Source organism: Corallococcus terminator (genome assembly GCF_003611635.1).
Lineage (GTDB): Bacteria > Myxococcota > Myxococcia > Myxococcales > Myxococcaceae > Corallococcus > Corallococcus terminator.
The window spans coordinates 14,125-35,693 of the sequence record NZ_RAVZ01000006.1 but is presented as its reverse complement, the minus strand read 5'-3'; the positions used below and the strand labels follow the sequence as shown (position 1 = coordinate 35,693).

Sequence of the window (21,569 nt, the reverse complement as noted above, 5' to 3'; positions counted from 1 at the left end):
CGGGGAACGCCCCTTCCGCGCCCTCGGGGAAACGTCAGCCCTGCCAGCGCTGGAGTGAGCCTTCCAGGTACTTCTCGCGGCACGCGCGGCGTTGGACCTTGCCGCTGGAGGTCTTGAGGATTTCATCCGACTGGAGCAGCACGAAGTCGTGCAGCTCCACGGAGTGCGCGGCGGCCACGGCCTGCTGCAGCTTGCGGGTGACCTGCTTCAGGTCCAGGGCGCCTTCGCCTCCGGCGGGCGGAGCGTAGCGGCGGTCCACCTCCATCAGCACGACCAGCTTCTCCTCGTTGTCGCGCTCGACGGAGAACGCCGCGCAGCTTCCCACGCGGAAGGCCGGGTGCTGGGACTCGACCGTCTGCTCGATGTCGTGGGGATAGTGGTTGCGACCATCGATGATGATCATGTCCTTGAGGCGCCCGGTGACGAACAGCTCTCCGTCGAGCAGGAAGCCCAGGTCGCCCGTGCGCAGGAAGGGGCCTTCGTCGCTGCCCGCGATGCGAGCTCCAAAGGTCTGCGTGTCCGTTTCCGCGCGGCCCCAGTAGCCCTGGGTGATGTGGGGACCCGCGACCCAGATTTCTCCCACCTCGCCGTCCGCGCGCGCCTTGAACGTCTCCGGCTCCACGATGCGGATGAGCGAGTCTCCCCAGCTCCTTCCGCTGCTGACCACCGGCCGTGCGTTCGCCGTGCCGGGCTCGACGGTGACGACGCGGTGTTTCTCCAACGCGCTCGCGTCCACGGTGCGCTGGGTGAACCCCGTGTCAGGCGTCACGCCCGTGACGAAGAGCGTCGCTTCGGCCAGGCCGTAGCAGGGGTAGAGCGCCTGACGCTGGAAGCCCACCGGGGCGAAGGCCTCGGCGAAGCGGTTCAGCGTGTCCGCTCGCACGGGCTCCGCTCCGTTGAACGCGACCCTCCAGGAGCTGAGGTCCAGGCCCTCCTGCTGTTCGGGCTTCACCTTCCGCACACAGAGCGCGTACGCGAAGTTGGGGGCTCCGCTGAGGTTCGCGCGGTAGTGGCTGATGGCGCGCAGCCAGCGCGACGGCTTCTGGAGGAAGGACCACGGCGACATCAGCACCGCGCGCGAGCCGTTGTAGAGCGCCTGCATCACGGTCCCGATGAGACCCATGTCGTGGTAGAGCGGCAGCCAGCTCACGATGGTGGACTGTTCGTCCAGCGCCATGCCGCGCTGGATCATCGCCTGGTTCGACATCAGGTTGCGGTGCAGCACCATGACGCCCTTGGGCGTCGACGTGGAACCCGACGTGTACTGGAGGAACGCCAGGTCATCCCCCTTCACGTTGGGGGCCTTCCACGTCTCCTCGATTCCCGCCGGCAGTGCGTCCGTGGCGATCCACTGGATGTCGCCCAGTTGCGGGTACTCGCCCTGGAGGGCCCGCACGGTCTCCAGGATGGCGGCGGTCGTGAGCGCGAAGCGCGGCCGGGCATCCTGGAGGATGGAGAGGATGCGGGAGATGGACTGGAAGTACTGCGGCGGATAGGCCGGCACGGCGATGACGTTCGCGTAGAGGCAGCCGTAGAACGCGCCCAGGTACTCCAGGCCCGGTGGGTAGAGCAGCAGCGCCCGCTCACCGCCGGCCTTGTACGCCTGGAACTGGGCCGCCACCGCGCGCGATTGCCGGTCCAACTCCGCGTAGGTCCAGTTCTGCTCGGCGCCGTCCCCGTCCGGCAGGAAGGTATAGGCGTAGGACTCCGGATGGCGCTGGGTGCGCCAGCGCAGCAGGTCGGTCAGGGTCTCAACGGGGGCATTGGCTGGCAGCATGGTGTTCGGGCTCCGGTGATTCGAAGGGATTGAAGAAGGTCAGGGGCTGCTGGCGACATCGCTGGCGGGGGCGGCGTCGGGTCCATCAAGCCCACGCAGGGGCCGCGAGAGCGCCGCGAGCGCGGTCACGAACATCGTCAGGAGGCCCGCGAGGATGAACATCACCGCGATGCCTCGTCCCGCGCCCTCGCCCACGAAGCGCCCCAGGAGCGCGGCGAGCGCACCACCCGGACGCAGCGCGGGTTCGAACACCTGATCCGCCAGCGGGCCGGAGAGGGTGTAGGCCAGCGGCAGCATCGCGCCGGTGAGGGTGCCGGTGAAGGCGAACACCCGCCCACGCAGCTCCAGCGGGACCTTGCGCTGGAGCAGCGTCTGGCTGGCGCCGTTGACGAGCGGGATGCTGAAGAAGAAGCAGAAGGCGATGCCCGTCAGCAGCGGGATGGACGTGACACACCCCACGAGGATGAAGAGCACCCCGCTGATGAACTGGACCGCGAGGATGCCGTGGACCATGCGGCGGGGACTGCCCAGGGCGCTCATCGCCAGGCTGCCCGCGAGCAGTCCGACACCGCCCGCCGTGGTGATCGCCGCCAGCGCGCCCACGTTGGACAGGGAGAGCACCAGCGGGGTGACCAGCACCTCCACGACGCCCACGAAGAAGTTGCTCGTGGCCAAGAGGCCGATGAGCACCAGCAGGCCGGGCGACGTTCCCAGATACCGTGCGCCCGCGCGCACGGACTCCCCGAGCGATGGTCGCTCCTCCTGGACGGGCGTCGTCAGGAACCGCTTCGGGATGCGCAAGAGGAGCAGCGGGGTCGTGCCCAGGATGAATGTCACCGCGTCGATGATCAGGATGCCCTGGAGGTGAATGGTCGCCATCAGCGAGGCGCTCGCCAGGGGCGCGATGAGCTGCGAGGCCGCCAGCCCCAACTGGACCATCCCGTTGGCGCGGCCCAGATGCTGGGGCGGGATGACCGTGGAGACGAGGACACCGAAGGCCGGTTGCTGGAACGAACTGGCCGCCGACACGACGGCGGTGGTGACGTAGGCATGCCACGGCTGGAGGTTGCCGCTGAACAGCAGCGTCGCGAGCACCAGCGACATCAGGCCGGCGACCGAGTCACTGACGATCAACACCCAGCGGCGGTTCCAGCGGTCCACCAGCGCGCCCGCCACGGGCCCCAGCAGGATGGCCGGAAGCGTGGCGGACAGCATGACGAGCGCGAAGCGCGTCACGCCGCCGGTGGTTTCGTACATCCAGACGCCCAGCGCGAAGCTGGTCAGCCCGGAGCCCAGCAGGGACACGCACTGTCCCAGCCAGATGAGGACGGCGAACGCGAGGGGGAAGGCTGGCGGATGTTCGGTCTCGGTGGTGGCGGCCGTCATCCGGAGACCCCTGTCCGGGCGCGGTCCAGGTGCTCGCGCAGCTTCTCCGCCAGCGGTTCCACGTGCGGGGCGACCATCATCGTCATGTGATCGCCCGGGACCTGTTCGATGCGCACGGCGCCGTCCGCGTAGCGCGTCCAGCCCCAGGTCGCATCGCCCGCGAAGTCGGTCGGGACGATGCCGTCATCCTCGTGTCGCTCGTGGGCCTGGAAGAGGGTGATGGGCACGGGGACGGTGTCCCGGGGGAGGTAGTCGATCCGGTAGGCGGTCTTGTAGACCTCGATGAGACCGTGGACGTGCTGGCTGCTCGTGCCGGGCGGCAGGAGTCCCGTCGCCACCAGCCGTCGCGTCAGCTCCGCGCGACGTTCCTCGGGGGAGAGGGGGCGCAGCTCCTCCGCGGAGATGGAGAGGTCCGCGCCGTACAGGCGGCCCGCGGTGCTGGCAACGCTGGCCATCCAGTCCGCGTCATCGAAGGCGGGGGCTTCCGTGTGCGCGGTCGGTTCGAGCGGAATGGTGGTGTTGAGGACGCCCAGGAAGGCGACGGTCTCCCCCTGCTTGCGCAGCCGCTGCGCCATCTCGAAGGCAATCCAGCTTCCGAAGGAATGGCCCAGCAGGAAGTAGGGCCCGTGGGCCTGCACCTGTCGCAGGGCCTCCACGTAGCACTCCGCCATCTCCTCCACGGACTGATGCGCGGGGGCAAGTCCATCCAGTCCCCGGGCTTGGAGGCCATACACGGGCCGGGTGGAGCCCAGCCGCTTCGCGAGGTCTCGCAGGTAGAGGGTGTTGCCTCCCGCGCCGGGCACGCAGAACACCGGAGGCTGTCCACCACCGGAGTGCAGTTGCACCAGCGGCGACCAGGGCCGCGCGGGTGCGTCGTCCTGGAGGGCCCTCGCGAGCTGTTCGATGGTGGGCCCCTGGAAGAGCGTGGCCAGGGGCAGGGTGCGTCCCAGTTGCTCGCGGATCCGCACCGTCAACCGCACGGCCATCAGCGAATGTCCGCCCAGGTCGAAGAAGCTGTCGTGCACGCCGATGGGACGCATCGACAGCAGCTCTTCGAAGACGGCCGCGAGCTGGCGCTCCACGTCGTCGCGCGGGGCGACGAAGTCCTCCTGCTGCGTGCGCTGGATTCCCTTGGGCGCGGGCAGGGCATTGCGGTCCACCTTGCCGTTGGGCGTGAGCGGGAACGCCTCCAGCAGGATGAAGGCCGATGGAATCATGTACGGCGGCAGGTGCTGCTTCAGGTGCTGCCGCAGCTCCTCCGCGCCCACGGCTCCAGGCGAGGTCAGCGTGAGGTACGCGACGAGCTGTCGGTTGCTGTCCTCTTCGTGCACGAGCAGTTCGATGGCCTGGACCGAGGCGTGCTCCAGGAGCTTCGCCTTGATTTCGTCCAGCTCGATGCGGTGACCGCGGATCTTCACCTGTGAGTCATTGCGACCGATGAACCCGATGGTTCCGTCCGCCGTGTAGCGCGCCATGTCGCCGGTGCGGTACAGGCGCGCACCGGGCGTGGTGTCGAAGGGGCTGGGAACGAAACGCTCGGCGGTGAGGCCGGCCTGGCCCCAGTAGCCCTGCGCCAGTCCGTCGCCTCCCACGTACAGCTCGCCGGCAACGCCGATGGGCAGCGGCTGCATCTGGGCATCCAGCAGGTACATCCGGCTGTTGGCGAAGGGGCGGCCAATGGGGACGATCTGCTCGCTGGGTGTGGGCGTGGCGTTTTCGAAGTAGGTGCTGTCGATGGTCGCCTCGCTGAGCCCGTAGGAACTCACCAACCGCGTGTCCGGGCCGCACAGGGCGCGGAGCTGGTGGTACTCGCGCATGTCCCAGGTGTCGGAGCCGACGATGACCAGTCGCATGAAGTCCAGGCGCTGGCGCTGGTCCTCCAGGTGGCCCATCAGCAGGCGGACCACCGCGGGCACGAACTCACCGCAGTCCACCTGCTCGCGCAGCATCAGGGCGTGCAGTCGCTCCGGTTCGAGCAGCCACTCGCGGGGACAGAGGACCAGCGTCGCGCCGGAGCCCAGGGCGCGCGTGAAGTCGCCGGAGAAGACGTCGAAGGAGAAGCTCGCCATCTGGAGATGGGCGCGCAGCGTGGGCAGCCGGTAGGCGTCCTCCCAGGCGAAGTACGCGTTGGCGAGGCTCCGGTGCGTCACCATGACGCCCTTGGGACGTCCCGTGGAGCCCGAGGTGTAGACGACGTAGGCCAGTTGCTCCGGCTCCACGGCCTGCGTGGGGGCCGTGACAGGCTGGCGGGAGATGGCGGATGCGTCGGTGTCCAGACACACCGTCGGCGGCAGTGACGCGGGCAGGATGGCGCGCAGCGTGTCGCGGGTCACCAGGACCTGGGGACGGCTGTCCGCGAGCATCAATGCCGTGCGGTCCTGCGGGTAGGACGGATCCAGCGGGACGTAGGCGCCGCCGGCCTTGAGCACGGCGAGCACCGCGACCACCACCTCCACGGACTTCTCCAGGAAGATGCCTGTGAGCCGCCCCGGCCCGACGCCCAGCGTGCGCAGGTGGTGCGCGAGCTGGTTCGCCTGACGGTCGAGTTCCGCGTAGGTGAGGCGTCGCGTCGGATCCACCACGGCGATGGCGTCGGGCGTGCGCGCCGCGTGCCCTTCGATGAGGTGGTGCAGGCAGGCGTTGGCGGGGAACGCGCGCTCCGTCTGGTTCCACTCGCGCAGCAGCCGGCTTCGCTCCGTCTCCGGGAGCAGGGGAAGCTTTCGCAGCCGCTGTTCGGGATGCGCGGCGATGCCGGCGAGCAGCGTCTGGAAGTGGGCGACCATGCGCTCGATGGTCGAGGCGTCGAAGAGGTCGCGGTTGTACTCCCAGATGCCTTCCAGTCCTTCCGCCTCCTCCACGAGCCAGAGGGTGAGGTCGAACTGGGCGTGGGGCTCACCCGCGACGGAGAAGGGCTCCAGGCGCAGCCGGCTGGGTCCGGTCGAGGCCTCGGGGGTGTTCTGCAGGACGAGCATCGTCTGGAAGAAGGGAGAGAAGCTGGTGTCGCGCGTGGGCGTCAGCTCTTCCAACAGCTTCTCGAACGGCACGTCCTGGTGCGCGTAGGCGCCCAGCGTCACATCCACCACGCGCCGCAGCAGCTCGCGGAAGGTCGGGTCGCCGGACAGGTCCGTGCGCATGACCAGCGTGTTGAGGAAGAAGCCGATGAGCGGCTCCACCTCCGTCCGGTTCCGGTTGGCGATGTACGTGCCCACGCTGATGCGGGGCTCGCGCGTGTAGCGGAAGAGCAGGGCCTGGAGCGACGCCAGCATCACCATGAAGAGTGATGCCCTCTCCTGTCCCGCGAGTGACCGCAGTTGCCGCGTCACCGCCGCGTCCACCCGGAAGGACTGCTTGCCACCCGCATGCGTGCGGACGCGGGGGCGCGGTCGGTCCGTGGGCAGCATCAGCGCGCTGTCACTGCCGTCCAACTGCTTGCGCCAGTAGTCGAGCTGCTTGCCAAGCACCTCCCCTTGCAGGTGCTCCCGCTGCCACACCGCGAAGTCGGCGTATTGCAGCGGAAGTTCGGGGAGCGGCGAGGGCTGCTGCCGGCTGAACGCGTCGTAGAGCGCGGCCAGCTCCCGGACGAGGATGCCCGTGGACCAGCCGTCGGACACGATGTGATGCACCACGAGCAACAGGACGTGCTCTTCCGCGGCCAGCCGCACCAGCGTGGTCTGGAGCAGCGGACCTCGGGCCAGGTCGAAGGATGCACCCGCCACCTGGAGCGCCAGGGCCTGGCAGCGCTCGCCGCGCTCGGTCTCGGGCAGGTGTGACAGGTCCACCACGGACAGCGGGACGTTCAGCCGGGGGAGGACGGACTGGCACGGCTCGCCGCCTTCGGAGACGAAGACGGTGCGCAGGCCTTCGTGTCGCCGGATGACTTCGTTGAGGCTTCGCTCCAGCACCTCCGGCTGGAGCGGCCCGAGCAGCCGCGCGAACTCCGGGATGTTGTACGCGGGCGTGCCGGGTTCGAACTGATCCAGGAACCAGAGGCGGCGCTGCGGGAAGGAGAGCGGCAGCGGCTGATCCCGGGGGGCCCGGGGGATGGCGGTGGAGCGTGCCACCGCCTCGGGCGCGGCGAGCACGTTCTGCTGACGCAGCTTGCGCAGGATGAGCTCGCGCTTCTCCGGGGAGAGGCCCGCCAGCTTCTTGGACAACTCACTCATTGGCGCCCTCCAGCAGCTTCTCCAGCTCCTCTTCCGACAAGCCGTCCACCTCGTCCATCGCCTGCGCGAGCGCGACTGAGTCCGCCTGTTCGAGCTGCGCGAGGACGATCTGCTCGGACAGCTCCGCGATGGTGGGGTACTCGAAGAGGGCGCGCAGGGGCAGCGTGACCTGGAACGCGGTGTTCGCGCGGGAGATGATCTGCGTGGCCAGCAGCGAGTGGCCGCCGATGTCGAAGAAGGTGTCCAGCACGCTGATGGACTCCAGCCCCAACACCTCGCGCCAGATGGCGAGCAGCTCCGTCTCCGTGGGAGTCCGGGGCTGGACGAACTGGGCCTCGGCGGCGCGCGCGGTGGCATCCGGCGCCGGCAGTGCCCTGCGGTCCACCTTCCCGTTGGGCGTCAGCGGGAGCGCGTCCATCCGGACCATGAGCGCGGGGATCATGTAGTCCGGCAGCCGCTCACGCAGGAAGTCGCGCAGCACGGTGGTGTCCAGTTCCCCCGAAGCACCGACGACGTAGGCGACGAGGCGCCGGGGGCTCTTGGGGTCCTCACGCAGGACGACGACCGCGCTCTGGACGGACGGGTGCCGGCCCAGCGTGGATTCAATCTCTCCCAGCTCCACGCGGAAGCCGCGCAGCTTCACCTGGGTGTCCGCGCGGCCCATGAACTCGATGTTGCCGTCCGGTAGGTAGCGCGCCCGGTCACCGGTCCGGTACAGCCGCGCTCCGGGGGGCCCGAAGGGATCCGGCACGAAGCGTTCCGCCGTCAGCTCCGGACGCAGGCGGTAGCCCCGCGCCACGCCCTCGCCGCCGATGAACAGCTCGCCCGCGAGGCCCGCGGGCACCGGCTGCTGGTGCGTGTCCAGGACATAGAGCCGGTTGTTCGCGAAGGGCTTTCCGATGGGCACGAGCTGGTTGTCCTCCGTCCCCAGGCTGTTGCCTTCGAACCACGTGCTGTCGATGGTGGCCTCGGTGACGCCGTAGGAGTTGATCAGCCGCGTGCCTGCGCCAATGACGCCCCGGAGCCGGTGGTACTCGCTGACGAACCACGCGTCGGAGCCCGCGATGAGGACGCGCATGAAGTCCAGTCGCTGCCGAGTCTCCTCCAGGTGCTGGAGCAGGCCCCGGAGCACGGCCGGGACGAACTCCGCGCAGTCCACCTGTTCGTCCTTCATGAGGGCATGGAGCTTCGTCGGCTCCAGCAGCCACTCGCGAGGGCAGAGCACCAGCTTGCCGCCAGAGGCCATGGCCCGGGCGAAGTCGCCGGCGAAGACGTCGAAGGAGAAGCTCGCCATCTGGAGGTGGCTGCGGCAGCCCCGAGCCAGGTCGTAGCTCCGCTCCCAGCCCAGGTACGCGTTGGCCCAGTTGCGGTGGCTGACCATGACGCCCTTGGGCGTGCCCGTGGAGCCGGACGTGAAGACGACGTAGGCCAGCTCCTCTGGCGAGGCTCGGTGGGGTGGGGCATTCGCGGGGAGCAAGGCCCGCGCGGCGGCTTCCTCTTCCAGCAGGTACAGGTCCACGGCGGGCTTCGACAGGGTCTCCACGATGTCCCGCTGCGTGAGCAGCAGGGACAGTTGCGCCTCGGAGATCATCCGCGTGAGCCGCTCGGACGGGTAGGAGGGATCCAGCGGCACATACGCGCCACCCGCCTTGAGGATGCCCAGCAGCGCGATGATCAGCTCGGGCGACTTCTCCAGGCAGACACCCACCAGGTGTTCAGGCCCGACGCCGCGAGCGCGCAGGTGGTGGGCGAGCCGGTTTGCGCGCTCCTCCAACTGGCCGTAGGTGAGCGGCGCGCTTCCCGGAGAGGCGACGGCGATGGCGTCGGGCGTCCGCCGCGCGTGGGCTTCGATGAGCTCGGGGAGGCAGCCCGTCTGGCCGGGCTCCACGCGCGAGTCGTTCCACTCCACCAGCACGCGGTGACGTTCGGCCGCGGTGAGCAGGGACAACTGCCACAGGCACTTGTTCTCCGCTTCGGTCATCCCCTCCAGCACCGTGCCCATCTGCTCGAGCATCCGCTCCACGGCTCCGGCTTCGAGCCTGGGGGATTCGAAGTCGATGTGGAGCAGCAGCTCCCGGTCGGCGTGGGCAGTGAGCGTCAGCGGGTAGTTGGTGCGCTCCTGGGCGACCACGTCGCGGATCTCGAACTGGCTGGCGCCCTGCCGCACCGCCTCTTCGACGGGATAGTTCTCGAAGACGAAGATGCTCTCGAAGAGCGGCGTGCCACGCGGCACCGGGCTCCAGCCCTGGACCTGGACCAGCGGGGCGTACTCGTACGGTGCGCGCTCCACCTGCCAGTCCTGGAAGGCCTTCAGCCACTCCACCACCTTCTGCTCGGGCGGCAGCTTCACGCGCGCCGGCAGGGTGTTGATGAAGAGGCCGACCATCTGCTCCACGCCCGGCAACTCCGGCGGACGCCCGGCCACGGTGGCTCCGAAGACCACGTCCTCCACACCCGCGTGCCGGCCGAGCACCAGCGCCCAGGCCGCCTGCACCAGCGTGTTGAGTGTCACCTGATGGCGGCGCGACAGGGCACGCAACTGCTCCGTCACGTCGGCGGACAGGTGGCGACGGCGCTCGCCCATCACCTGCGGCGCGCTCCGGGCCTGTCCTCCCGACTCACCGGGGAGCGGCGTCGGTTCGCCGAAGCCCTTCAGGGATTCGCGCCACCAGCCTTCGGCCTGGGCCGTCCCCTGCTTCACGAGCCACGCGATGTAGTCCCGGTAGACCGGGGGCTCTTCCATGCGCAGCGGCTGCTGGCGGGTCGCGGCGTCGTAGAACGCCAGCATCTCGTTGAGCACCCGCCCGACGCTCCAGCCATCCAACAGCAGGTGGTGGAAGCTCCACACCACGCGCCAGCTACGCTCCGCCAGTCGCAGCACGGCCACGCGCATCAGCGGGGCCTGCTTCGGGTTGAAGCCGCGCGCCTGATCCGTGGCCATCCAGTCGGACTGCCAGCGCTGCTGCACCTCCGCCGGCTTGTCCCGCAGGTCGTGCTCCTCCCAGGGGAGGTGGACCTCGCGCTGGACGACCTGGAGCGGCTGCGCCAGGCCTTCCCACGCGAAGCGGGTGCGCAGGATGGGGTAGCGCGCGATGATCTGCTGCCACGCGCGGCGCAGCGCCGCCACGTCCAGGTCCGCCTCCAGCGTCCAGGCGGCCCGTTCGAAGTACACGCTCTCACGCGGATCCAACAGGGCGTGGAAGAGCATGCCCTGCTGCATGGGTGACAGCGGGTAGAGGTCCACGATGCCGGGGCTGGTGCGCACCAATTCGTCCAGCGCGGGCTGCGACAGCGGAGCCAGGGGGAAGTCCCCAGGCGACACGCGCGCCGCGTCCTCGGACGTCCGCTGCGCCACGAGGGTCCGCAGGGCCTGGAGGTACGACGACGCCACCCGCTCCAGCGTGGCCTGCTGATGCAGGGCCTGGCTGTAGGTGAACGACACCTCCAGCTTGCCGCCGAGCACATGGGCATTCACATCCAGCACCTGCCGGCGCTGACCAAGGCTCCCATGCGGCGAGCCGGAGGGCTCATCCGAGGCGGTGAACAGGGACGCGGGCGACAGGGCTGAATCGAGCTGGCCCAGGTAGTTGAAGGACACCTGGGGCTCGGGCTGCGCCTGGATCCGCTGGCCCACGGCGTCCTTGCGCAGGTAGCGCAGCAGGCCGTAGCCCAGTCCCTTGCGCGGCACCTGCTGCAACGCGTCCCGCACCGCCCGGAGCCCGGCCCCGGGAGTGCCGCCCTCCGGCAGCTCCAACGTCACCGGATAGGTGGTCGTGAACCAGCCGACCGTGCGGCTCAGGTCCACGTCCTCGAAGAGCTCCTCGCGGCCATGGCCTTCCAACTGCACGCGCACCCGGGCCTGCTCCGTCCACGTGGAGAGGGCCTGGGCCAGGGCGGTGATCAGCACCTCGTCGATGCGGGCACGCCAGGACTTCGGCACCTCCTGGAGCAGCAGCCGCGTCTCCTCGGTCTCCAGGGAGACCGTCACGGTGTGGGCCGACGCGTGCGTGTTCGCGCCCGTGGCATCGTCCACGGGCAGGGCTGGCACGTCGCTGGACTGTCCCAGCCAGTACGAGGCCTCCTTCTCCATCTCCGATCCCTGCGCGTGGTGCTCCAGACGCTGGGCCCACGCGAGGAAGGAGGTCGTCTTCGGCGGCAGCGACGCCGGGGCCTCGCGCAGGAGCTGCTGGCACGCCGACTCCAGGTCCATGAGCAGCACGCGCCAGGACACCGCGTCCATCACCAGGTGATGGATGGCGAGCAGCAGGCGGGTGCCTCGCTGGGCGCCCAGGTCGAACAGGACGGCCGCGACCAGCGGGGCCTGCTCCAGACGGAAGCCCGCCTGGGCCCGCTGCGCTTCGGCTTCCAGCGCCGCGCGCTGGGGTCCCTCCTCCAGGCTGGAGAGGTCCACCTGACGCAGCGTCACGGTGTTCTCCAATCCCGTGCCCGTCTGCTTCCAGCCTTCAGGCGTCGAATCGAAGCGCAGCCGCAGCACGTCGTGGTGGGCCACCAGCGCTCGCAGCGCCTCCTCCAGCAGTGCGGGGGCGAGGGGCTGACGCAGGCCCAGCAGCACGGACTGGTTGTAGTGATGGGGCTGGGGGCGCTCCCATTCGAAGAACCAGCGCTGGATGGGCGTGAGCGGGCCGGGGCCCATCACCGCGCCCTGTTCGGCCTGGGGCCGCTGGGACTGTCCGACCTGGGGCGCCAGCGAGGCGATGGTCTTGTGTTGGAAGACCTGTCGCGGGGTGATGTAGAGCCCGGCTTCCGTGGCGCGCGCGATGACCTGGATGCTGACGATGGAGTCGCCACCCAGCTCGAAGAAGTCGTCGTGGATGCCCACGCGTTCGCGCGACAACACCGACGCCCAGATGTCCGCCAGCGCCTGTTCCACCGGCGTGCGCGGCGCCACGTAGGTGGACTCGCGCTGCTGGTGTTGCTGCTCCAGCGAGGGCAGCGCCTTGCGGTCCACCTTCCCGTGGGCCGTCAGCGGCAGGGACTGGAGCATGACGAAGGCCGAGGGCACCATGTACTCGGGCAGCCGTGAGGCCAGCGCGTCGCGCAGCGCCTCGGGCTCCGGTTTCATGTCCTCCTCGGGGACGACGTAGGCGACGATCTGCTTGCGGCCCGGGGACTCCTCGCGCAGCACGACCGCGACCGCGCCCACCTCCGGACGCTCCGCCAGCGCGGCCTCAATCTCTTCCAGTTCGATGCGGAAGCCGCGCAGCTTCACCTGCTGATCCAGGCGGCCCAGGAACTCCAGCGACCCATCCGCGCGCAGGCGCACGCGGTCCCCCGTGCGGTACATCCGCGCGCCCGGCACCGTGCCGAAGGGCTCTGGCACGAAGCGCTCGGCCGTCAGCTCCGGACGGTCCAGGTAGCCGCGCGCCACGCCGACGCCCGCGATGTACAGCTCGCCGGGCACGCCCACGGGCAGGGGCTGCATCCGCGCGTCCAGCACGTACAGCCGCACGTTGGGCCAGGCCTTGCCGATGCCGGGCCGGTCCGGATCCACGTGGTCCTCCAGCGACGCGCAGACCGTCACCTCGGTGGGCCCGTACGCGTTGATGAAGTGGCGGGTGCCCACCCACCGGCGCGCCAGCTCCGGCGTGCACGTCTCGCCCGCGGAGATGAGCGTCTCCAGCGCCGGCAGCCCCGTGGGCTCCAGCCGCGCGAGCACCGACGGCGTCAGCGTCACGCTGGTGATGGCCTGCGAGGCCAACAGCGCCTGCAACGGGGGGCCCGGCATGATGTCGTCGCGCGACGCCAGACACAGCCGCGCGCCCGCCAGGAGCGTGGAGAAGATCTCACACACCGACGCATCGAAGCCGAAGGCCGCGAATTGCAGCACGCGGCTCGCGGGATGGAGTCGGTGGCCACGACCGGCCGCGAGCGCCGTGTTGCACAGGCCCCGGTGCGACAGCAGCGTGCCCTTGGGGCGGCCCGTCGAACCCGAGGTGAAGATGATGTACGCCAGATTCTCCGGCGACAGCTCCACGCTCGGTGGTGTCACGGGCTTCCGGGCAATCTGCGGCCATTCGGAGTCCAGGCACACCAGCAGCCCCAGCGAGGGCAGCTCGTCCGCCAGATGCTCCTGCGTGACGAGCACCGGGATGGACGCGTCCTGCATCATCAGGCCCAGGCGCTCCACCGGATAGGTGGGATCCAACGGCAGCCACGCGCCCCCGGCCTTGAGGATGCCGAGGATGCCCACCACCATGTCCAGCGAGCGCTCCACGCACAGGCCCACCCGCGACTCGGGCCCCACGCCGCGCTCCTTCAAATACCAGGCGAGCTGGTTGGCCCGTGCGTCCAGCTCCCGGTAGGTGAGTTGCTGCGTCTCGAAGGAGACCGCCACCGCGTCGGGCGTGCGCGCCGCCTGCGCCTCGAAGAGCTGGTGGGCGAGGAGGACCTCGGGAAGCGGCGACGCCGTGTCGTTCCAGGTGCCCAGCACCTGCTGCCGCTCCGGTGCGGACAGCAGGGGCAGGCGGGAGATGTGCTCCTCGGGACGGGCGAGCGCGCCCAGCAGCACTTCACGCAGGTGGCCCATCATCCGGTCGATGGTGGCCTGCGTGTAGAGGTCGGTGCTGTATTCGCACAGGCACTCCAGGCCGCGCGCCGTGTCGGTCACCACCCACGTCATGTCGAACTTGGCGGCGCCGGTGCTACTGCTCTCCTCGCGCAGCTTCAGGCCGGGCAACTCCAGGTCGGAGGAGGGCGCGTTCTGGAGGATGAGCTTCACCTGGAACAGCGGCGAGTACGCCAGGTCCCGCTCGGGGTTGAGCGCCTTGACCAGATCCTCGAAGGGCAGGTCCTGGTGGGCATACGCCGCCAGCGCTTCCCGCCGCGCCTGGGCGAGCAGCACGCGGAAGGACGGGTCTCCGCCCAGGTCGCCGCGCATGACGAGCTGGTTGACGAAGAAGCCGATGAGGCCCTCCGTCCCGGAGTGATTGCGATTGGCGATGTCCGTGCCGAAGACGATGTCCGTCTCGCCGGTGGTGCGGTGCAGCAGCACCTGGAAGGCCGCCATCAGCGCCATGAAGGGCGTGACGCTCTCGCGGCGGCAGAGCTCGCGCAGCTTCGCGGCCGCGTCCTCCGGCAGCAGCAGCCCCTGGTGCGTGCTTCCGAGGAAGCGCTGCACGGGAGGCCGAGGGAAGTCCGTGGGCAGGTCCAGGAAGGCCGGAGCCCCCGACAGGCGCTGCTTCCAGTAGTCCCGCTGGCGCTCCAGCACCGGGCCCGACAGCCACTCGCGCTGCCAGCGCGCGTAGTCACCGTATTGCACCGGCAGGCGAGGCAGCGGCGAGGGCCGATTCGCGGAGAAGGCGCGGTACAGCTCCGCCACCTCCCGCACGAGGACGGACAGGGACCAGCCGTCCGCGACGATGTGGTGCAGCGTCAGCAGGAGCAGGTGCTCGTCCTCGCCCAGCCGCAGGAGCGCGCCCCGGAACAGCGGTCCGGTCGAAAGCGTGAAGGGCCGCTGGGCCTCTTCCTCGGCCAGTCGCCGGGCCTCCGCTTCGCGGCGCTCCGCCGGAAGCTCGCGCAGGTCGATGAACTCCATCGCCGGGAGCGCCTCCGGAGCGATGCGCTGCACCGGGGCCTGCCCGCTCATCTGGAACGTCGTGCGCAGGATTTCGTGGCGGCGCAGCAGCTCTTCCAGACAGCGTTGCACCGTCTTCGGATCCACCGTGCCCGTCAGCCGGAGGACGGCGGGCATGTTGTAGAAGGCGCTGCCGGACTGCATCTGATCCAGGAACCACAGGCGCTGCTGCGCGAAGGACAGCGGCAGTGCCTCCTCGCGGGGGAAGGCCGTGAGCGGCGGGGGAGGCGCCTCGCCCGAGCCGTGGGCGCGCAGCCCCTGGAGGTGCTCGGCCAGCGTGGCCACCGTGGGCGCCTCGAAGAGCGCGGAGATGGGCAGCTCCAGGCCGAAGGCTTCACGCACCCGCGACACCACCTGCGTGGCCAGCAGCGAGTGTCCGCCCAGGTCGAAGAAGTGGTCGTGGATGCCGAACCGGTCCGTGCGCAGCACGTCCGCCCAGATGCTGGCGATGAGTGACTCGGTGTCGTTGCGCGGGCCCACCACCGTGTCGGCGGTCCGCTGCGTGGGCATGGCCAGGGCCTTGCGGGCCACCTTGCCGTTGGCGGTGAGGGGCAGGGCCTCCATCGTCACGAAGGCGGAGGGGATCATGTAGCCGGGCAGCCGTTGCACCAGGTGGGTGCGCAGGTGGCTGGCCTCCGCCTGGCGCTCCGGGCGGGGCACGACGTAGGCGACCAGCCGGGGGTCGCCGGGCTCGTCCTCGCGCACCAGGACCACGGCGTCGAGCACGGACGTGTGCATGCGCAGCGCGGCTTCAATCTCTCCCAGTTCGATGCGGTAGCCCCGCAGCTTCACCTGCCCATCGCGGCGGCCGATGAAGTCGAGCGTCCCATCCGGAAGGAAGCGCGCCAAGTCTCCCGTGCGGTAGAGGCGCTGCCCGGGCCGACCGCTGAAGGGATCCGGCACGAAGCGTTCGGCGGTGAGGGAGGGGCGCACCAGATAGCCGCGCGCCACGCCCGCGCCACCGATGTACAGCTCGCCCGCCACGCCGACCGGCACGGGCTGCATCCGCTCATCCAGGACGTACAGCTCCGTGTTGGAGATGGGCCGGCCAATGGGCACGAGCCCGTCCCGCAGGCCGTCGCGCGTGAGGTCATGGATGGAGCAGCCGACGACCGTCTCCGTGGGGCCGTATTCGTTGATCAACCGGACGCCCGGCGCGTGCTGACGCCAGAACTCCGCCGTCGCCGGGGCCAGGGCCTCGCCGCCCACGACGAAGGTGCTGTTGAGCCGGGCCAGCGCGGACAGCGGCACCAGATGGGAGAGCGCCTGGAGGTGCGCGGGCGTGAGCTTGACCAGCTCATGCCCCTGCTCCTCCTGCAACGCCTTCGCGAGCGCCTCCAGCTCGTTGCCGGCGGGCAGCATGCGCACCGTCGCGCCCCGCAGCAGCGGGGTGAGGAGGCTGGTGAGGGTGGCATCGAACGCGATGGAGGTGTGCACCAGGGCGCTCTGTCCCTGCTCCACGCCATACGTCCTGGCGGCCCAGGTGAGGTACTGCACCAGGCCGCCCTGGGTGATCATCGCGCCCTTGGGCAGGCCCGTGGAGCCGGACGTGTAGATGACATACGCCAGGGATTCACCGCCCGCGCTGGGAGGCAGGGCCGGCGCGGCCGCCTTGCCAATGAACTCCAAGGCATCCAGGTAGACGCGCTTGACGTAGGAGGACGCGAACGTCGCGTCGAGCGCCTTCGTGGTCAGCAGGAGCGCCGAACGGGAGTCGGTCAGCATGTACGCCAGCCGTTCGGCGGGATACGTCGGATCCAACGGCATCCAGGCGGCGCCCGCCTTGAGCGCGCCCAGCAGACCCACGAGCAGCTCGATGGAGCGCTCCAGGCCGAGCGCCACCACCTGCTCTGGCCCCACTCCCCGGGAGCGCAGGTGGTGCGCGAGCCGGTTGGCGCGCGCATCCAGGGCGCGGTAGCTGAGCGAGCGCGCACCGTCGACGACGGCCACCGCGTCCGGCGTGAGCTTCGCCTGGGCTTCGAAGAGCTCCTGGAACGTCGTCGTCCTGGGGAACGGGACGGAGGTGGCGTTCCACTCCACCAGCATCCGCTGCTGCTCCTCGGGAGGCAGCGCGGAGGACAGGTGGTGCGCCTCTTCCGCGTGGAAGGCCAGGGCGTTCAGCACGCGTGCGTAGGACGCGCCAATGCGCTCCACCTGCACGTGCTCCAGTTCAACGGCGTTGTAGTCCAGCTCGAGCGTCAGCTCCTGGGTGTGCGGCTCCGTCTGGAAGTGCACCGCCAGCGTGACGTTGGTGCCTTCGGAGCGGATGACGCCCAGCGTCTCCACCGAGGCGAGCGTGCCGGACAGGTCGTGCAGCACGTGGAAGTGCATGTAGTTGAACATGACTTCGTAGAGCGCTTCGCGGCCCCACTGCCGCTGGATCTCCGCCATGGGGTAGCGGCGGAAGGGATAGAGCGTGCGCTCGTGCTCGAAGGCCGCGTGGACCAGCGACTTCCAGCTTCCAGGCTCCAGCTTCAGCCGAAAGGGCAGGGTGTTGAGGAAGATGCCCCGCAGCTTGGAGCCGTCGCCTTCCTCCGGACGGCTGTTGACGCCCATGCCGGTGATGACGTCCTCACGGCCGCTCAGCAGGCTCATGACCTTGAGGTGCGCGGCCACCAGGATGCTCTTGAACGGCACCGACGCGGTCCGGGTCAGCGCCTTCAGCCCCGCGTGGAGCTCCTGCGAGAGGGGCACCTTGACGGTGGCGATTCGCGGCTCGCCTTCCGGAAGCGCCCGCCGCCAGCGCGGCAGCCGCATGACCGAACCGCCCGCGAGCTGGTCGCGCCAGTAGCGCTGATGCTCCTCTGACTCCAGGGCGCGCTGCTCCAGCGCCACGAAGTCGCGGTAGGTGAGGCTCGTCTGCTCCGCCGGGGGCGGCGTCTCACCACGCTCCAGCGCATGGTAGTGATTGAACATCTCCACCAGCGTGGAGTGCAGGCTCCAGCCGTCGATGATGGCGTGGCATTCGGTGAGCGTGAACTGGAAGGACCCTTCCGCTCGCCGGTGGATGAAGTAGCGCAGCAGCGGCGGTCGCGCCAATTCGAAGTGCCGCTGCTTCTCCAGCTCCAGCAGCTTGAAAATCTCCGCGTCCTGCTCCGCGTCCGACAGGTGGCTCAGGTCCACGAACTCGACGGAGAGGTGCGCGTTCTTGTGCACCAGTTGCAGCGGCTGGCTGTACGTCGTCATGTCGAACGCCGTGCGCAGCACGGGTTGACGCGCGACGATGGCCTGCACCGCTTCTTCGAAGCGCGCCGGATCCAACGGGGTCCGCAGCCGCAGATGGAAGCTGTCGGTGTTGTGGTAGATGTTGGAGTTGGGCGCCAACTCCATGTGGTACAGCATTCCGGCCTGGATGCGGGCCAGCGGGTAGGCGTCCTCGACGTCGGCCGGAAGCCGGGCGCGGTCCTCGGGCGTGATGAGGCTGAAGGGCTCCGTGCGCGGCAGCTCCTCCGTCGTGGCCGCGCGGACCTCCGCGGCCTGGAGCAGGGTCGCCACCGTCTGGTGTTGGAAGAGCTGCTGGAGGGAGAAGCGGATGCCCTCGCGCTGCGCCAGCGTCAGCACCTGGATGCTGAGGATGGAGTCGCCGCCCAGCGCGAAGAAGTTGTCGTGGATGCCCACGCGCTCCACGTCCAGCACCTCCGCCCAGATGGCGCAGAGCACCTCCTGCGGACGGGTGCTGGGGGCCACGTACTGCGTGCCCAGGTCGGGACGGGACTGGTCCGGCGTGGGCAGGGCCTTGCGGTCCACCTTGCCGTTCGCGGTCAGCGGGAACTGCTCCAGCATCACGAAGGCGCCCGGCACCATGTAGTCCGGGAGCTTGCCGAGCAGGTACTGCCGCAAGTCATTGATGCTCGGCGCGCCCTCCTTCGGCGCGGCCACGTAGGCCACCAGCGACTTGCTGCCCGCCGGGTCCTCGCGCACCAGCACCAGGGCCTCGCGCACCGCCGGGTGCAGGCTGAGGACGATTTGAATCTCGCTCAGCTCGATGCGGAACCCGCGGATCTTCACCTGGTGGTCGATGCGCCCCAGGTACTCCAACTGGCCGTCCTTCGTGAAGCGCGCCAGGTCTCCCGTGCGGTAGAGCGCGGCGCCGGGCGTGCTGCTGTACGGGTGCGGGATGAAGCGCTCCGCGGTGAGCGCGGCCCGGCCCAGGTAGCCGCGCGCGAGCCCCGCGCCGCCCACGAAGATCTCCCCCGCGACGCCCACGGGCACGGGCTCCAGGCGCGAGTCCAACACGTAGAGCTGGAGGTCCGGGATGGCCACGCCGATGGGGCTCTGCTGCGTGCGCTCCGCCTCCTTCATGCTCATTGGACGGTAGGTGACGTGCACCGTCGTCTCGGTGATGCCGTACATGTTGATGAGCTGCGGTTGCGTGTCCCCGTGCCGGCGGAACCAGGGCACGAGGCTCGCGGGCTCCAGCGCTTCGCCGCCGAAGACGACGTAGCGCAGGGCAAGCGGACGCGGCCCGGACTCGCTGCGCTCCTCGGCCTGGATGAGCTGGCGGAAGGCCGCGGGCGTCTGGTTCAGCACCGTGACGCGCTCCTGGCTCAGCAGCTCGTAGAACGCATCCGGCGAGCGCGAGACGAGGTACGGGACGATGACCAACCGGCCGCCGTACAGCAGCGCGCCCCACAGCTCCCAGACGGAGAAGTCGAACGCGTAGGAGTGGAACAGCGTCCAGACGTCCTTCTCATCGAAGTGGAACCAGTCCTCCGTCGCTTCGAACAGCCGCGTGACGTTGCGGTGTGGCAGCAGCGAACCCTTGGGCAGGCCCGTCGAACCGGAGGTGTAGATGACGTACGCCAGGTGGTCGCTGTCGAGCGCGAGGCCCGGCGCCTGGGTGGACTGCCGCGCGAGCAGTTCGGAGGCGTCCTCCAACACGAGCAGTTCGGTGCCGCTCGCCGGCAGGCGTTCGACCAGGGCGCGCTGGGTGATGACCAGCGGCATGCGGCTGTCCTCGACCATGAAAGCCAGCCGGTCCGCGGGGTACGTCGGGTCGAGCGGCACGTAGGCGCCGCCCGCCTTCAGGATGCCGAGGATGCCCACCACCGTGGCCAGCGAGCGCTCCACGCACAGGCCCACCAGCGTTTCGGGCTGGAGGCCGCGCGCCAGCAGCGCATGGGCGAGCTGATTGGCGCGGGCGTCCAGCTCCGCATAGGTGAGGCGCTCGCCGTCACCCACCACGGCGATGGCGTCAGGGCGCCTTTTGGCCTGCTCCTCGAAGCGCTGGTGCAGACAGTCGCTGCCAGAGAAGTGCTTGAGGACGGGCCAGACATCGAGCAGTTGGTGGCGCTCGGGCTGCGTCAGCAGGGGCAGGGCGTCCAGCCGCGCGTCCGGCCGCGCGACGATGCCTTCGAGCAGCGTCTGGAAGTGCCCGCGCAGGCGCTCCATCGTGGAGGGCTCGAACAGGTCGCGGTTGTATTCGAAGAAGCCGCGCAGCCCGTCCGCGCTCTCCTGGAGGTCCAGCGTCAGGTCGAACTTCGCGGTGCCCGTCTCCACCTCGATGGGGAGGATCTTCGCGCCGGGGAGGACCAGCTCCTGCGGCGCCTGGGCCTGGAGGTTGAACGCGACCTGGAACAGCGGGGTGTAGGCCAGGTTGCGCTCCGGCTGCACCTCGTCCACCAGCCGCTCGAAGGGGATGTCCTGGTGCGAGTAGGCCGCCAGCGTCGTCTCGCGGGTGCGCTGGAGCAGCTCACGGAAGGTGGGGTTGCCGGACAGGTCTCCGCGAAGGACGAGCGTGTTGACGAAGAGGCCGATGAGCCCTTCGGTCTGCACGCGGCCCCGGCTGTTCTGCGGCGCGCCCACGAGGATGTCGTGCTGGTGGGTGTAGCGGGACAGCAGGGCCTGGAAGGACGCCAGCAGCGTCATGAAGAGCGTGGCCCGCTCGCGCTGACCGAGCTGCTGCAATCGCGCCACGAGCTCTGAGGGCAGGTGCAGGGGCAGCAGGGCGCCGCGCTGGGTCTGGATGGCCGGACGCGGGTGGTCGGTGGGCAGTTGGAGCAGGGACGCGCCCGCGAGCTGCTTCTTCCAATACGCCACGTGCTCGGTCAGCACGCCTTCGGTGCTCAGCCACTCGCGCTGCCACTGGGCATAGTCCGCGTACTGGATGGGCAGGGACTCCAGCTCCGGCTCACGGCCCTCGCAGAAGGCCGCGTAGAGCTGCGCCACCTCCTGGATGAGGATGCCCAGCGAGCCACCATCCGAGATGATGTGGTGCATCGTCATCACGAGGACGTGGTCCGTCGCGGTGAGCCGGAACAGGCGCGCGCGCAGCAGGGGCCCGCGCATCAGGTCGAAGGGCCGGCGCGTCTCCTCCGTCGTGCCCTGACGGGCCGCCTCTTCACGCTCGGCTTCAGGAAGGGCTTCCAGGTCCACGAGCACGACGGGCGCGGTGCCCTCCATCGCGACGACCTGGACGGGGTGTCCGGCCTCCTGTGCGAACGTGGTGCGCAGCGATTCGTGCCGCTCCACCATCGCGTCGAAGGTCCGCTGGAGCGCGCCGATGTCGAGCACACCCTGGAGCCGCACCGCCCCCGCGATGTTGTAGCTGGGGTTGTCCGGCTGCATCAGGTGCAGGAACCACAGTCGCTGCTGGGCGAACGAGACGGGGAAGACGAAGGTTTCAGCGTTCATGGGCGTGATCGGAAAT

At 69.6% G+C, this 21,569-nt stretch carries 4 protein-coding genes; all 4 read right to left on the bottom strand.

Annotated elements, in window-relative coordinates:
* Positions 1 to 34: 34 nt before the first annotated feature.
* Genes D7V88_RS01905 through D7V88_RS01890 form a run of 4 tightly spaced genes read right to left on the bottom strand, consistent with a single transcriptional unit; the run spans position 35 to position 21,553 of the window.
* Positions 35 to 1,777 (bottom strand): fatty acyl-AMP ligase, encoded by a 1,743-nt coding sequence (locus D7V88_RS01905; protein ID WP_120538865.1) that lies wholly within the window; start codon positions 1,775 to 1,777, stop codon positions 35 to 37.
* Between the two features lie 39 nt (positions 1,778 to 1,816).
* Positions 1,817 to 3,163, bottom strand: a complete 1,347-nt coding sequence (locus D7V88_RS01900) for an MFS transporter (protein ID WP_120538864.1) — start codon at positions 3,161 to 3,163, stop codon at positions 1,817 to 1,819.
* Complete coding sequence (locus D7V88_RS01895) at positions 3,160 to 7,326, bottom strand: non-ribosomal peptide synthetase (protein WP_120538863.1); 4,167 nt, start codon at positions 7,324 to 7,326, stop codon at positions 3,160 to 3,162. The genes D7V88_RS01900 and D7V88_RS01895 overlap by 4 nt, the downstream gene beginning before the upstream one ends.
* Positions 7,319 to 21,553 (bottom strand): non-ribosomal peptide synthetase, encoded by a 14,235-nt coding sequence (locus D7V88_RS01890; protein ID WP_120538862.1) that lies wholly within the window; start codon positions 21,551 to 21,553, stop codon positions 7,319 to 7,321. Before D7V88_RS01890 ends, D7V88_RS01895 begins: the two co-directional genes overlap by 8 nt.
* Between the last annotated feature and the right edge of the window lie 16 nt (positions 21,554 to 21,569).

What these genes read in the sequence shown, in the direction of transcription:
- D7V88_RS01905 (WP_120538865.1), bottom strand. Translation starts at nt 1,777, where the DNA reads ATGCTGCCAGCCAATGCCCCCGTTGAGACCCTGACCGACCTGCTGCGC.
- D7V88_RS01900 (WP_120538864.1), bottom strand. Translation starts at nt 3,163, where the DNA reads ATGACGGCCGCCACCACCGAGACCGAACATCCGCCAGCCTTCCCCCTC.
- D7V88_RS01895 (WP_120538863.1), bottom strand. Translation starts at nt 7,326, where the DNA reads ATGAGTGAGTTGTCCAAGAAGCTGGCGGGCCTCTCCCCGGAGAAGCGC.
- D7V88_RS01890 (WP_120538862.1), bottom strand. Translation starts at nt 21,553, where the DNA reads ATGAACGCTGAAACCTTCGTCTTCCCCGTCTCGTTCGCCCAGCAGCGA.